Origin of the sequence: Streptosporangium sp. NPDC050855, assembly GCF_044456585.1 — a bacterium.
In the GTDB taxonomy this organism is placed as follows: Bacteria; Actinomycetota; Actinomycetes; order Streptosporangiales; family Streptosporangiaceae; genus Streptosporangium; species Streptosporangium longisporum.
In genome coordinates this window covers 127,065-140,758 of record NZ_JBITFY010000003.1, presented here as the reverse complement: position 1 = coordinate 140,758, position 13,694 = coordinate 127,065, and the positions used below count along the sequence as shown (strand labels likewise).

General features: G+C 72.1%; 11 protein-coding genes. 2 read left to right on the top strand and 9 right to left on the bottom strand.

Annotation, left to right across the window (positions count from 1 at the left end):
* The first annotated feature begins 346 nt into the window (after window positions 1-346).
* Together ACIBCT_RS08765 and ACIBCT_RS08760 are read left to right on the top strand one after the other, a co-directional pair.
* Entirely contained in the window at window positions 347-1,876 is a 1,530-nt protein-coding gene (locus ACIBCT_RS08765) for an MFS transporter (protein WP_399186796.1), read from the top strand.
* 66 nt (window positions 1,877-1,942) lie between these two features.
* Window positions 1,943-2,518 (top strand): hypothetical protein, encoded by a 576-nt coding sequence (locus tag ACIBCT_RS08760; RefSeq protein WP_399186795.1) that lies wholly within the window; start codon window positions 1,943-1,945, stop codon window positions 2,516-2,518.
* A 60-nt stretch (window positions 2,519-2,578) separates the two neighbouring features.
* On the opposite strand, the gene ACIBCT_RS08755 is transcribed toward ACIBCT_RS08760, so the two are convergent.
* From ACIBCT_RS08755 to ACIBCT_RS08715, 9 genes are all read right to left on the bottom strand, one after another.
* A complete protein-coding gene (locus ACIBCT_RS08755) occupies window positions 2,579-3,340 on the bottom strand; it encodes an ABC transporter permease (protein WP_399186794.1) in 762 nt (253 codons plus the stop codon).
* Between the two features lie 109 nt (window positions 3,341-3,449).
* A complete protein-coding gene (locus ACIBCT_RS08750) occupies window positions 3,450-4,454 on the bottom strand; it encodes an ATP-binding cassette domain-containing protein (protein WP_399186793.1) in 1,005 nt (334 codons plus the stop codon).
* Window positions 4,455-4,887: 433 nt separating this feature from the next.
* Window positions 4,888-5,349 carry a DoxX family protein gene (locus ACIBCT_RS08745; protein WP_399186791.1) on the bottom strand — a complete coding sequence of 154 codons (462 nt, stop codon included), beginning with the start codon at window positions 5,347-5,349 and terminating at the stop codon, window positions 4,888-4,890.
* Between the two features lie 496 nt (window positions 5,350-5,845).
* Complete coding sequence (gene fxlM, locus ACIBCT_RS08740; protein ID WP_399186790.1) at window positions 5,846-7,018, bottom strand: methyltransferase, FxLD system; 1,173 nt, start codon at window positions 7,016-7,018, stop codon at window positions 5,846-5,848.
* 342 nt (window positions 7,019-7,360) lie between these two features.
* Window positions 7,361-7,789: a VOC family protein gene (locus ACIBCT_RS08735; RefSeq protein ID WP_399186789.1), complete on the bottom strand. Its 429-nt coding sequence runs from the start codon at window positions 7,787-7,789 to the stop codon at window positions 7,361-7,363.
* Window positions 7,790-7,797: 8 nt separating this feature from the next.
* On the bottom strand, window positions 7,798-8,787 hold the full coding sequence (locus ACIBCT_RS08730) for an NAD-dependent epimerase/dehydratase family protein (RefSeq protein WP_399186788.1): 990 nt from the start codon (window positions 8,785-8,787) through the stop codon (window positions 7,798-7,800).
* Between the two features lie 132 nt (window positions 8,788-8,919).
* Window positions 8,920-9,684, bottom strand: a complete 765-nt coding sequence (locus tag ACIBCT_RS08725) for a class I SAM-dependent methyltransferase (RefSeq protein WP_399186787.1) — start codon at window positions 9,682-9,684, stop codon at window positions 8,920-8,922.
* Between the two features lie 42 nt (window positions 9,685-9,726).
* Window positions 9,727-11,976, bottom strand: coding sequence for a SulP family inorganic anion transporter (locus ACIBCT_RS08720; RefSeq protein ID WP_399186786.1), 2,250 nt, complete (start codon window positions 11,974-11,976; stop codon window positions 9,727-9,729).
* 73 nt (window positions 11,977-12,049) lie between these two features.
* A complete protein-coding gene (locus ACIBCT_RS08715; RefSeq protein WP_399186785.1) occupies window positions 12,050-13,633 on the bottom strand; it encodes a hypothetical protein in 1,584 nt (527 codons plus the stop codon).
* Window positions 13,634-13,694 lie beyond the last annotated feature (61 nt).

The following is a 13,694-nucleotide window of genomic DNA, read 5'->3' as shown; positions in this document are numbered from 1 at the left end:
CCTGCGCGCACACGTCCCAGGCAGCACGACCGACCTCCCGCAGGAATTCCGACAAATGCTGTCGGATCAACAAACGGGGGGACGAACTTTCCGTCGTGACATTACCCTGATCACGGCTCTAGGAGGATAGCCGGATCATCAAGGGCCGAAACCTCCATCGACTCAGGTAATCACGACCTGGCTGATTATATTGCTGCCTGGGATTCGATTCCTTTACATGCGGCATTTCTCCCGCAAAGGTAATCAAATATGATTCGTCCTGGTCTTTCCTGCTGAATCCTTCGCCCCGTCCCGAGTCCCGAGCGGTGTTGACCTCGACCAAGGTCGAGGTTCTACGGTCGGAGCCATGTCGCACTCAACTCCGGTGGCGTCGGCGGGACGGCGGGAGTGGATCGGTCTCGCCGTCCTGGCACTGCCCGCGCTCCTCGCCTCCCTCGAACTGACCGTCACGAATCTCGCGCTGCCCGCCATCCGCGAGGACCTGGCGGCGAGCAGCACCCAGTCACTGTGGATCGTGGACGTCTACGCCTTCCTGCTGGCCGGGTCGCTCATCGCCATGGGCGCTCTGGGCGACCGGATCGGCCGTCGCCGGTTGCTGCTGATCGGCGCGGCGGCGTACGGCGTCGTCTCGGTCCTGGCCGCCTGGGCGCCCGACGCCGGAAGCCTGATCGTCGCCCGGGCGCTGATGGGCGTCGCGGGCGCCACCCTGATGCCGTCCACGCTCTCCCTGGCCACGTCCATGTTCCCCGACCCCCGGCAGCGGACGGTGGCCGTCGGGGTCGTCGTCGCCAGCGTCTCGGCGGGCACCGCGATCGGCCCGCTGGTCGGAGGATGGCTGCTGGAGCGGTTCTGGTGGGGGTCGGCGTTCCTGCTGGCCGTCCCCTTCATGCTGCTGCTGCTGGTCGTCGGGCCGCTGCTGCTGCCCGAGCACCGCGACCCCGGCGTGAGGCGGCTCGACCCGGCCGGCGCGGTGCTGTCGCTGGCCACGGTGCTGCCGGTGGTGTACGGGCTCAAGCAGATCGCGGCCGACGGCCCGGCGACGACGTCCCTGGCCGCGATCGCCGCCGGGCTCGCCGCGGGCGCGCTGTTCGTCCGCAGGCAGCGGACCGCGGCCGACCCCTTCGTCGACCTGGGCCTGTTCGCCGACCGCACGTTGAGCACCGCGACCGGCACGCTGGCGCTCGGCATCTTCGTCCTGTGGGGCTCCAACTACGCCATCGCCCAGTACCTGCAGCTCGTGCACGGCATGTCGCCCCTGGAGGCGGGTCTGTGGACGGCACCCTCGGCGGTGGGCGTCATCGTCGGGTCCACCGTCGCCCCCCGGCTCGCGCGGAGGATCCGGCCCTTCGCGGTGATCGCCGCCGGGCTGGCCGTGTCCGCCGTCGGCTACCTCGTGCTCACCCGCACCCAGGGAACGGAGGGGATCGCCGTCCTGGTGTCCGGTGCCGTGATCGTCTCCGCGGGCCTGGGACCGATGATGGCGCTCGCCACCGACCTGGTCGTCGGCTCCGCGCCTCCGCACCGGGCCGGCGCCGCGGCGGCGATCTCCTCGACGGCGCCGCAGCTCGGCGGCGCGCTCGGGATCGCGGTCCTCGGCAGCGTCATCACCGCGACCTACCGGGCCGGGCTCGCGGCGGACGCCGTCCCCGAGGCGGCCCGCGACAACCTCGGCGCCGCGGTGGCCGTGGCGGCAGGCCTCCCGCCGCGTCCCGGTGCCGAACTGCTCGCCGCGGCACGCGCCGCGTTCGTCGAGGGCTTCCACCTGACCGCCGCGATCAGCGCCGCCCTGATGGCGGGCGTCGTCCTGCTCGTCGTGGCCCTGCTCCGCCGGGACGCGGGCCGCCCGGGAGGGCGGGCCATACGGATGCGACGATGATCCTCGTGTCCGGCGGTGGGGAACCGGGCCGTACGGGTGATGACGACGATCCCACGGGGGGACGAGATGAGCCGACCCGAGCCCATGACGCTGGACGAGGCGCTGCCACGCTGGCACCGGAGGGAGCGGCACCGGCTGCCGGTCGATCTACCGGCCCCCGCCGTGATACGCGCCGCCGCCGAGGTCACCTGGGGGGAGGTCCCGCTGTTCCGGGCGGTGATGACCGCGGCGGGGCTGGGAAGGACCCGGCTCCCGGCGGACACCCCGGTGCTGGACCTGTTCCTCGGCAACGGGTTCGCGGTTCTGTACCGCGGTGAGGACGAACTGCTGGTGGGCGGGATCGAGCGCGTCTCCCGGAACCGGCCCGTGGTGCCGCTGGCACCCGGCACGACCCCGGAGGTCTTCCACGCCTTCGACGCGCCGGGTCACCTGAAGCTGGCGGTCAACTTCCACTGCGCCGGCGGCGTGCTGAGCACCGAGACCCGGGTGTACGCCACCGACCGCCGCTCCCGGTGGTTGTTCGGGGCGTACTGGCTCGTCATCCGGGCGGGCAGCGGGTTCATCCGCCGGGTCTGGCTCCGGGGCGTCCGCCGCCGCGCCGCCCGTACCGGACGGGACGTCGGTCCCGCGAGCCGGGTCTGAGACGCTGGGCGCGGGGGGACCGGCCCGGCCTGCGAGCCGGGCCGGTCCGGTGGCGGAAGGTCAGATGCCGCGGCGCATCGCCCTGGTGCCCATGACCAGGCCGATCACGGCGATCGCGCAGGCCGCGAGCGTCCCGTACAGCACCGAGGTGTCCGCGAAGCGGCCGGAGAAGAGTGACCGCTCCGCCTCGACGATGTAGGAGACCGGGTTCAGGGCCGCGGCGGTCCGCAGCCACTGCGGGCCGGAGTCCATCGGCAGCAGCACGCCCGACAGCAGCATCAGCGGGAACAGCACGAGCTGGGTGACCCCGTAGAAGAGATCTCCTCCCGGCCTGGACGCGATCGCCAGCACGAAGGAGAGCGCGCCCAGGCCGACGCCGAACACGACCAGCATCACCAGGCCGGCCAGCACTCCCGCCGGGTACAGGCGGAAACCCAGCGGCACCGCCAGGGCGATGATCAGGACGGCCTGGGCCAGCAGGGCCACGAACTCCTTCAGCGTCCGGCCGACCAGCATCGCCGTGCGGTCCAGCGGGGTGACCAGCATGCGCTCCATCGAGCCGCCGATCAGCTCCACCAGCAGCATGTACCCGGCCATCATCGGCCCGGACAGGCACATCATGATCAGGATGCCGGGCACGAACCACTGCCAGTGCGAGCCCTGGCCCGCGAAGCTCTGCGTCTGTCCGAGCAGCGGGCCGAACAGGAACAGGAACAGCAGCGGCTGCCCCATGGTGAACAGGAGGCCGAGGGGCTCACGGAACATGGGGGCGACCTCGCGGGAGAACACGGTCGCGGTGTCACGGAGGAACGGAACGCTCATGGGGACCTTCTCTGCGGGATCGGGGGAAGCAGGGGAAGCGAGGGAGGCGGGGGTGACAGGGGGCGGGGCGGCCCGGCCGCAAGGAGAGGGAGGGCCGCGGTGCGCGCGGTCAGGCGACGGTCTCGGGAACGTTCCCACCGGCCGGGACGCCGGGGGCGGCCTCGTCGGACTCCCGCAGGCTGCGGCCGGTCAGCGCGAGGAAGACGTCGTCCAGCGTGGGCCGGGAGGTCTCGGCGGTGGCGGCCTTCACGCCGGACGCCTCCAGGTGGCGCAGGTACTCCGGCAGCGCCGCGTCCGCGCGGGGCACCCGCAGCCACACGGTCGTCCCGTCGGCGGTCACCGCGCCCGCTCCGGCGATCCGCTCGGCGATCTCGGCGGCCCGCGCGGTCCCGGACGCGTCGTGCAGGGTCACGGTGACGCGGTCACCGGCCAGGTCGCTCTTCAGCCCCTCGGCCGTCCCGTCGGCGATGACCCGGCCGTGGTCGATGATCACCACCCGTTCGGCCATGCTGTCGGCCTCCTCCAGGTAGTGGGTGGTCAGGAAGAGGGTGGTGCCGTGGTCCTCGCGCAGCCGCAGGATGTGCTCCCAGATGTTGGCGCGGCTCTGCGGGTCCAGGCCGGTCGACGGTTCGTCCAGGAACAGCAGGGTGGGCCGGTGGACGAGCCCCAGGGCGATGTCGAGGCGGCGGCGCTGGCCTCCCGAGAGGGTGCCGGGTTTGCGGTCGGCCAGCGGTCGCAGCTCCAGCCGGTCGAGCACCTCGTCGGCCCGGCGGCCGGCCTCCCGCCGGGTGAGGCCGTAGCAGCGTCCCTGGGTCACCAGCTCGTCGCGGACGCGGAAGTTCTCGCCCGCGCCGTTCTTCTGCCCGACGTAGCCGATCCGGGCGCGGACCCCGGCCGGGTCCGCCACGACGTCGCAGCCCGCCACGGTCGCGGTCCCCGACGTCGGCGGGAGCAGCGAGGTGAGCATGCGCAGGCTGGTGGACTTCCCCGCGCCGTTCGGGCCGAGGAAGGCCACCAGCTGGCCCGCCTCCACGTCGATGTCGAGGCCGCGTACGGCGTCGACGCTCTCCTTCTTGATCATGAATCGGCGGGTCAGTCCTCGGGCGTGGATCATCGTCCCCTCCTCGGGGTGTGGGATACGGGGGCATGCCGAAGAGACCCCTGCGGGGGCTCGTCGGGAGATGCCTCATCCTCACCCACGTGATCCGGGGATGGCAAACGTGAAAGGTGTGTTCATGTTCTGTCTGACCTGCGGAAACGCGGTTCCGTCCGGGGTGCGGGACGGGAGGTCCTGCCGGTCGCGCCGGGGACGCCGACCGCGCTGACGTGGGCTTTTCCCTGCAGCGGCCGGACAGCGAGAAAAGAATGCGGATTTTTCATGATCCGGGCTTGCGCGGAGCGGCGCCGGGGGTCTTTCGAGCCCGGCCGGGATCGTCGCAGGACGTCATCGGTGAGCGCCACCGGACGCCGCCGGACAGCGAAGAACTCCGGGCGCCCGTGGGCACCCGGAGTTCTCGTGGCCCCGAGGGGACCCGGAGCGGATGGTGTCAGGTCTTCCCGAACTGCGGCTGGGCCGGAAGCGGATCGGTGAGGACGCCGGGGGCGCCGTCACCGCGACGGCGGAACAGGGCGTCGAGCGCCCAGGGGCCGGGGCCGAGCACGGCGATGATCAGGAACGACCAGCAGAACAGGGCCGCGAGCTCGCCGCCGTTGCGCAACGGCAGGAAGTCCTGCGGAAGATGCACCACGAAGTACGCGTACGCCATCGAGCCGGACGCGAGCGTGGCGGCGGAGCGGCTGAAGACCCCGGCCAGGACGAGCAGTCCGCAGACCACCTGGATGAGCGCGGCCCACCAGCCGGGCCAGACGGCGAACTCGACGGCCTGGCCGGTGCCGCGGTTGCCGCCGAAGAGCCCGAACATCGATGCCAGGCCGTGGAACAGGAAAAGGAGACCCGTCACCATGCGGAAGAGCGAGAGGACCGGGCCGCTCAGACGCTCGACTTTCATCGGACCACCCCTGTCTTCTCCCGGAGGGACCCGTCCGTCGTCCCCGTACGATGCCGCGGGGGTCGTACCTCCGCTTTCGCACCGTCACGTTTCATGTACGCGACCACTTCTACCTCCAGGTGAACCGGGCGTCAGATTCCCCGTCATGGTAGGTGACCGCGGATGTGGTGTCCGGCCTCGAAAAAACACGCTGTTTGGAATGGATCCAGTTCAGTATGAAAGAAGCAGTTGGGCGGGGTATCGGGGTGTTTGAGCAATACCTGTTCTATTTGATGACTTGATGTAACTTTCAACTGTCCTGTGAATGGCGCGTTCCATTCGTGCTCCCCGTTCTCCCGGCCGCGCGGTCACGGCCCGGAGACCCGTCGGGAAACCGCCCGAAGACCACTCGGACGTCCGTTCGTGGCCGCCGGAGACCGGCCGGGCACCCCGCCCCGGAGGCCGCGCGCCCCCGGCGGGGGCACGCGGTCGCGTCGCCCGTCCCCTGCGGACAGGCTCAGACGTCCTTCCAGGACAGGGCCAGGGTGGTGTGGCGCTTGGGGATGAGCAGCCCGTCACGCGGGGCCTCGCCCTGGTAGGCGTCGATGCGGAGCCCGGTCGTCATGGGGCGGTCCGCCATGTCCCACGCCTGGACGTGGGCGACCAGCTCGGAGGCCAGCCGCAGCCGGTCCGGCCCGTGACCGCGCGCGATCAGCGTGCCGTCCGGTGACGGCTCCAGCAGGCACAGGTTGTCGCGCTCCACGATCCCTACGGCCATCCTGAACCCCGTCAGGTCGAGCGGGGGCGAGGCCAGCCACCCCGGCCGCACCTCCGAGATCGTGCACCAGCGGGGTTCGTGCACCGCCAGCCAGAGGCTCAGCCCGTCGAGGAGCTGGGAGGGGCCCACGCTGATCTCGGTGGAACGCTCGACCACGGGCCCGTCGAGCGCCCCCAGCACGTCGCCGATCTCACCGGCCTCGGGCAGCGAGATCATCAGGTCGGACTCCCGGTCCAGCACCACGGTCGTCTCCGGTCCCGCGAACGGGCCGCGCATCCGCATGAACCCGCAGGGCAGGACCGAGCGGCTGGTCCAGTGCCCGTCGTCGCGCTCCATCGCCACCGAACGCTGCACCCCCCGCAGGTCCAGCGGGGCGACCAGCCGGCCGTCCGGCCCGAGCTGCTCCAGCCAGGCCGGAGCCAGGTCCCACACGCCGACGGTGGCGATCACCCGGTCGTAGGGCGCCTCGGGCGGGAACCCCCCGGCCCCGTCGGCGCACACCAGCCTCACCTCGGGATGACCGGCCGCCGCCAGGTGCTCACCGGCCAGCGCCACCAGGTCCGGGTCGATGTCGACGCTCACCACCAGCCCCTCGGGCCCCACCAGGTGGGCGAGCAGGGCGGCGTTGTACCCCGTCCCCGTCCCGATCTCCAGGATCCGCTGCCCCGGCGCCACGCCGAGCTGGTCGAGCATCAACGCCATGATCGCGGGCTGGGAGGAGGAGCTGATCGGCCGCCCCTGCTCGTCGCGCTTGGTCACGATCGCGTCGTCCTGGTAGACGGTCTCCGCCGGAAGATCCGGCAGGAAGACATGCCGCGGCACCGTCCGCAGCGCGCCGGTCACGGCGTCGCTGATTCCTCGTACGCGGACCTGAGAGACCAGATCTTCCCGTAACGCGTGCCACTCAGCCATCTCGACCTCCGTGCCGTATGCGTACCTGGTGCCCTGAGTTATATGCCCCCGTGGATGGTGAACCTCCATGGCGCGCCGCTGTTGGCTGTCCCTTATCGGACAAATCCATGCGGATGCCAGGGGGCGTGACGCTATATCGCTCGCGGGCGCCACGCAATGCCCGGCGGGAGAAGGGCCGGGACCGGCACGGGAAAGGGGGCGGGGCGGGTGGGGGGCGGGATGTCACCCGCCCCCCACCTCCGGCCCTGGGAGCGTGGACCGCTGTCCGGCATTCGGGGGACGGAGCCGGACAGCCATGAATCTATGCATCCACCCGTCCGATGTATGCGTAGAAATACACCCTTACTGCAGACAGAACTCATTCCCCTCGGGGTCGGTCATGAGCGTCCAGTACTCCCCGTTCTCCTCGGCGGTACGGACCTCGGTGGCGCCCAGGCCGACCAGCCGTTTCACCTCCGCCTGCACCAGCGGACGCCGCTCCTCGATCGGCGCGCCGGACGGGCCGCCCACGTTGACGTCCAGGTGGACGCGGTTCTTGACGGTCTTGGCCTCGGGTACGCGCTGGAAGTAGATCCTCGGCCGTCCCTCGTCCGGATCCACCAGCGCGGCCCAGTCGGACCGCTGCTCGGAGGGAATGCCCTTGGAGTCCGCCCAGGCGTCCCAGCTGTCGAACCCCTCGGGAGGCGGCTGGATCCGGTATCCGAGGGCCTCGGCCCAGAAGGAGGCGAGTTTCCGCGGGTCGTGCGCGTCGAAGGTGATCTGAATGTCCATGGGGATTGCTATTCCCACTCCGCCAGGATCCTGGCCTCCTTCTCCGGGTCGATGCCGTGCCACTTGAAGGAGCGCTCGGCGGGCGGCACCTCGCGCAGCCACGCCCAGGTGTCGCGTACCGTCTCGGCGACGGGGCGGCAGGTCAGCCCGGCCGCGAGGGCCTTGGCCGAGGACGCCAGCCACACCCCGGCGAACTCGGGATCGCCCGGGGTCCAGAGGGGGAACTCGGTCCACGGCGCCACCTCGCGGTCGAGCAGGAAGCGGTCGTCCACCCAGACGAACTCGGCGTCCGAACCGGTCGCCGCCCGGCACTCGGCCAGCCAGTCGCCGTAGGTGGTGTTGCCCGGTACCCCGCTGACCAGGAAGCGGTCCGTCTTCCCGGCCTCGGTCCGGTCCAGGACGAACGTGGCGAGGTCCCGGACGTCGATGACCTGCATGGCCCGGTCCGGGTCACCCGGGGCCAGCACCCGCCCGCCCCGGGAGATCCGGTCCAGCCACCAGGGCAGGCGGCCCACGTCCTCGTACGGGCCGAGGATGAGACCCGGCTGGATGATCAGGGTGTCGCCCTCGAACGCCTCCGCCGCACGCTCGCAGCCCGCCTTGAGCGTTCCGTAGTCGCCGTCGTCGGGGCCGGCGTCCGGCGCGCACTCGTAGATCGGTGAGTTCTCGTCGCACGGCTTCTCGGGGAAGTCGCTGATCGCGGAGATGCTGGAGATGAACGTGTACACGCCGGCATGGCCGTTGAGCCTGCGCACCGACTCGTCGACGAGTCTGGGGACCCTGCCGATGACGTCGATGACGGCGTCCCACTCTCGGCCCTCGACCAGGCGGTCCAGGTCCTCGGCCACCTCGCGGTCGCCCCTGATCGCCTCGACCCCGGGCAGGTCGACACCGCTGCGTCCCCGGTTGAACGTGGTGACCTCGTGTCCGCGCCGCAGCGCCTCCTCGGTGATCGCCCGTCCCACGAAGACCGAGCCACCGATGATCAGAATTCTCATGGCGCCTGATTCTGGGCGCCGGGCCACCGGAAGGCCATGGACTTTCACCCGGGGCGCAAGCCGTCCGCTCAGAGCGGATCCCGCGGGGGCCACCGGCGCACGGCGGGAGCGGGCCGCTCCCCGTGACGCCCGCTACCGCTCGGAGCACCGGCGCGCGAGATGGACGGTGACGTCGGCGGTGATCTCGACCGTCGCGGGCAGGACCCGCGTGATCCGGTCGAACACCTGCCTCCGCTCCGCGGCCGGCACCATGAGGTAGGCCGAGACGGTCGAGAGATGTCCGACGTAGTCGTGAGCCGTCATCGTCAGGCGCCGTTCGAGCACGCACTGCCGGACGTCGGTGAACCGTCCGGAGCGCCGGAGCTCCGTACCCGGCCACTGCATGTCGTGCTCCGGAGGCGTCCCGTCGGGGGACGGGATGTCGTCGCTCTCCAGGAACGGTGCCCGCGCCGCGCGAACGGCCTCCCGCACGGCCGGATCGGCGGGCTGGATCGGCCCGCCGAACGAGGCGAACACCCCGTCCGGTTCCAGGAGCGCCGCCACGCGTGACCACCGGTCCTGCGGGTCGGTCCAGTGCAGCGCCGCCGCCGCGTAGACCAGCCCGTGCCTCTCGTCCGGCCGCAGGTCCTCGAACGCGGCCCGCACGGTCCTGACGGCCGGCAGGTGCCTGCGCAGCTCGGCGAGCATGGCCTCGTCGGGGTCGGTCGCGGTGACCGTGATCCCCGGCCGGGCGAACAGGCGGGTCGCCTTGCCCGTCCCGGCGCCGATCTCCAGGGCGGTCCGGATCGGCCGGGCCGCGTATGCCGCCACCGTGTGGAAGAGCTCCTCGGGATACCCGGGCCGGAACCGTTCGTACGCTTCCGCGATCTCCCCGAAGCTCAGTGCGCGACCGGTCATGCCGATCATCCTGACACGGGACGCGCCGCCCGTGCCCGGAGTTCAGGCCGGGCCGCTCGCGACCTGGGGGTGCTGCTCCAGCAGGTGCACCCGGGCGGTGCCGATGTCGAAGTACAGGCCGACCAGCTCCAGGTCCCCGCTGCGGAACAGCCGGTCCACCTGCGGGTAGGTGCGCAGGTTCTCCAGCTGCTGGATGACGTTGACCCGGCAGAGACGGTCCAGCGGCCCGTGGTCCTCGCCCGCGCTGTCACCGGCGATGAACCGCGCCAGCGTGTGGTTTCCGTGGCGCATCCAGCGGGAGAGCGCGGGCTGACCCGTGACCTTCTCCCCGCCGCTCAGCAGCGCGGCCATCGCCCCGCACCCCGAATGCCCGCAGACCGTGATGGTACGGACGTTGAGCACCTCCGTGGCGTACTCGATCGCCGCGGCCACCGAGTCGTCCTCCGGCTCCGACCCCAGCCGGGGCACCAGGTTGCCGACGTTGCGGACCGTGAACAGGTCTCCCGGGCCGCTCGCGGTGATCAGGTTCGGCACGATGCGCGAGTCCGCGCAGGTGATGAAGAGATGCGACGGCTCCTGGGTGCGGGCCATCGTGTGCAGCAGGGGACGGACCAAGGGGGCCGTGAGCCGGTGGAACTCCCGGGCCCCGGCCAGCAGGTCCGGTACGGCGGGACTGTCGTCGCGGTCCGGGCGCCGGGTGGTCAGCGGCGAGGGCGCCACCCGGCGTCCGCGCCGGCGGTGGGACCAGGGCAGCCACCAGCGGTCCGGCGCCCGGGGCGGGGTCTTGGCAGGGAACATCCGCACGCCGCTGGCCGCCATGGCGTACCACTCGTCGTGGATCTCGTCGATGTTCACGGTCCCGCCGCCGCGCTCGTACTCCTGGCGCCAGTCGTGGATGGCCTCGAACGCCGCGTTGTCCATGAAGTCGATGTTCAGGTCCAGGTCGACCGTCACCCCCGCCGGGATGGCCCGCAGCTCCGAGGTGAGCGTGGGAACCCCGAGGAAGGTCAGCGACCCGCCGATCACCACGTGCCAGCGGCCGTCCGGCTCGGCCGTGGCCCGCACGGTCACCCGGGTGAGCCGGCGCAGCGCGAGCAGCGCGGCCAGCCCCAGTCCGACCAGGACGCCCTCGGCCAGGCCGAGCAGCACCACCCCGCCCATGGTGACCACGTACACCGGGACCTCGTTGTGGCCGCGCAGGTTGCGCAGGTGCCCCATGTTGACCATCTGCACGCCGATGAAGACCAGCAGCGCGGCCAGCGCCTCCATCGGGATCAGGGCGATCATCCAGCCGAACCCCAGGGCGAACAGCAGGAGCCAGAAACCGTGCATGACCGTGGACCACCGGCTGCGGGCCCCGGCCCGGACGTTGGTGGTGCTGCGGACGATGACCCCCGCCACCGGCAGGCCGCCCAGCGCACCGGTGATCATGTTGGCCACGCCCTGGCCGGTCAGCTCCCTGTCCAGGTCCGAGCGCCTGCCCCGGTGCAGCTTGTCCACGGCCACCGAGCAGAGCAGCGACTCCACCCCGGCCAGCAACGCCACCAGCAGCACCGCCGCGACGATCCCGTGCCAGTCGCCGCTCGGCCAGACCGGCCCGACCCAGGAGTCCAGGCTGACGGACAGGTCGATCCGGGTGACCTGCCAGCCGGCCGCCCAGGCGGTCACCGAGGCGACGAGCAGCGCCGCCAGCGGGGCGGGAAGGCTCCGCACCCGCTGGGGCAGGCGGGTCCAGGCGATGAGGACCGCGATGGTCAGCACGCCGACGAAGACCGCGTGCGTGTGGTTGTGGATGATCTGGTGGGGCAGCTCGACCAGGTTCTCCACCGCCGAACGCTGGGGACTGCCACCGAGCACCACGTGCAGCTGGGCGAGGGCGATCACCACGCCCACCCCGGCGAGCATGCCGTGGACCACGGCGGGGGAGACGGCCAGCGCGGAACGCGCGACCCGGCAGAGGCCCAGCAGCAGCTGCAGGGCCCCGGCGAGCAGGGTGATCATGCAGGTGGCCCGCCAGCCGTACCTCATGACGAGGTCGGCGACCACCAGGGAGAGGCCGGCGGCGGGCCCGCTCACCTGGACGACGGAGCCCCCGAGGAGGCCGGCCACCACGCCGCCCACCACCCCGGCGATGAGCCCGGCGGCCAGCGGCGCCCCCGAGGCGACCGCTATGCCCAGGCAGAGGGGCATAGCGACCAGAAAGACCACCACGGAAGCGGGCAGGTCATGCCTCAGCACGGAGGCGAGACCACCCGCCGTCACCTTCTCGTCACTCTTCGTGTCCGTCGCCATGGGGCCGACCCTACGGGTCCGCACCCTCTCGCCCCGGGGTTTTACCCGAGCCTTTTACGCAGGACGGAGAGAATCAGCGGTAGTAGTCGGGGTAGTCGGGCTCCTGGACGCGGTGGTGACCCCGCGAACCGGGCCTGGCCCGCTCCTCGGTACGGCCGCCCGGCGTGGTCTCGGGGGCCGCCGTCCCGTAGAGCTCGCCGTAGCTCGGCCAGCTCGCGCCGTCGCTTCCGGGCGGGGTGCCGGGCTCCGGCCAGGCGGCCGGGGTGGCGGGAGTGGCCGGCCTGGACTCGTAGCCGTACCCCCCCTGCGTGCCGCCCCGCGGCTCGGCCGGACGGGACCCGCCCCGCGGGTCGGCCGGACGGGACGGGGCCGGGGTCGGCGAGTAGCCGCCGCGGGAGGGCCCGGCCGAGGCGGGCACCGCAGGATTCGGGCCGGTGACGGCGTCGTCGTCGATGGTGGCCCAGCCCGAGTTCACCTCGTACGAGCCCGAGGCCGGAGCGCCGTACACCGGGGTCTGGTACGAGGAGTAGGGCGGGGCCGCGTCGTCGAGGATGTCGGCGGTGTTCGCCGCCGGCCAGCCGCCCGAGGAGGGGGTGGTGGCCTGCGCCCACGGGTTGTCCGTCACGTCGTTCTTGGAGGGCTGCGGCTGCGGGCGGTGCTGCGACGGCTGCGACGCGCCTCCGTAGGACACGCCGAGCGGGTCGGCCGCGGAGGTGACGGGGAAACCGCCGCTGGTCGTGGGACCCATGGGGGGCATCGGGGCGAGCGGGCCGCCGTGTCCCGGCCGGGTGCCCGCGGGAGAGGCCGGGCCGCCGGCCCGGGAGCCGGCACCGCCGGCGGGGGCGGTCGCGCCGCGACGGGAAGGGTAGGAGCCGCCGACGAGCGGGTCGTTCAGCGGGTCGGGCCTGCGGGCGGGAGCGCTCGACGCGGACTGGGCCGCCTGCTGCGAGGCGGCGCGGTTGCCGGCCCGGCGGGAACTCGCCCGCGAGGGACGGTTCTCACCGAAGGAGCCCGCGACCGGCGCCGCGAAGGTCACGGTCTTCTGCTCGGCGAGCGAGGCCGCCGTGGGGGCCGGATTCGGCTGGACCGGGGCCACCAGGTCGGACAGGCCGGAGGGCAGGGAGGCGGAGGCGATGGCCGGTTCCGTGGCAGGCCGCGGCGGCGAGGCGGCGGGACGCTGCGAGGCGTCACGGGACACGGGCCTGGTCGGCAGGGGCGCCTGCACGGTCGTGGCCTCGGCGTCGACCTTGCGGTCGTCCGGCTCGACGGGACGGCTCGCGCCCATCCGGGCGGCCAGGGATCCCCCGAAACCACCCTCGTCGGCCTGCAGCCGCGTCCAGTAGTCGTCGTCGTAGTCGTCCACCTGGCCGAACTCGTTCAGACCGCGCTTGCCGCGGGAGCTCGGCGGCCGCGGCTGGCGCGGGGGCTTCGGCTCGTCGAACGGGGTGAGGTCGGGGGTGAAATGGTTCATCTTCGGTTCTCTGGTGGCGAAGTCGTCGCTGGACGTGGTCGGCGCCAGCGCCTCCTTCTCCGCCATCTCCCGCAGACGTTCCGCGGGGAGTGCGCTCTCCCTGCGGTTCATCGACCGCATTCCCAGTGCCACGACGACGAGCACGAGGAGCACGACGGCGACCAGGCTTACTACGACCGCGATCATTGCACCACCCTCAAGGCCATGGCCTTACAGCGGCGCCGGTGAGATCGCGCGGCCATCGACG

What these genes read in the sequence shown, in the direction of transcription:
- fxlM (WP_399186790.1), bottom strand. Translation starts at nt 7,018, where the DNA reads ATGGCTGAGTGGCACGCGTTACGGGAAGATCTGGTCTCTCAGGTCCGC.
- ACIBCT_RS08760 (WP_399186795.1), top strand. Translation starts at nt 1,943, where the DNA reads ATGAGCCGACCCGAGCCCATGACGCTGGACGAGGCGCTGCCACGCTGG.
- ACIBCT_RS08725 (WP_399186787.1), bottom strand. Translation starts at nt 9,684, where the DNA reads ATGACCGGTCGCGCACTGAGCTTCGGGGAGATCGCGGAAGCGTACGAA.
- ACIBCT_RS08715 (WP_399186785.1), bottom strand. Translation starts at nt 13,633, where the DNA reads ATGATCGCGGTCGTAGTAAGCCTGGTCGCCGTCGTGCTCCTCGTGCTC.
- ACIBCT_RS08720 (WP_399186786.1), bottom strand. Translation starts at nt 11,976, where the DNA reads ATGGCGACGGACACGAAGAGTGACGAGAAGGTGACGGCGGGTGGTCTC.
- ACIBCT_RS08745 (WP_399186791.1), bottom strand. Translation starts at nt 5,349, where the DNA reads ATGAAAGTCGAGCGTCTGAGCGGCCCGGTCCTCTCGCTCTTCCGCATG.
- ACIBCT_RS08735 (WP_399186789.1), bottom strand. Translation starts at nt 7,789, where the DNA reads ATGGACATTCAGATCACCTTCGACGCGCACGACCCGCGGAAACTCGCC.
- ACIBCT_RS08730 (WP_399186788.1), bottom strand. Translation starts at nt 8,787, where the DNA reads ATGAGAATTCTGATCATCGGTGGCTCGGTCTTCGTGGGACGGGCGATC.
- ACIBCT_RS08755 (WP_399186794.1), bottom strand. Translation starts at nt 3,340, where the DNA reads ATGAGCGTTCCGTTCCTCCGTGACACCGCGACCGTGTTCTCCCGCGAG.
- ACIBCT_RS08750 (WP_399186793.1), bottom strand. Translation starts at nt 4,454, where the DNA reads ATGATCCACGCCCGAGGACTGACCCGCCGATTCATGATCAAGAAGGAG.
- ACIBCT_RS08765 (WP_399186796.1), top strand. Translation starts at nt 347, where the DNA reads ATGTCGCACTCAACTCCGGTGGCGTCGGCGGGACGGCGGGAGTGGATC.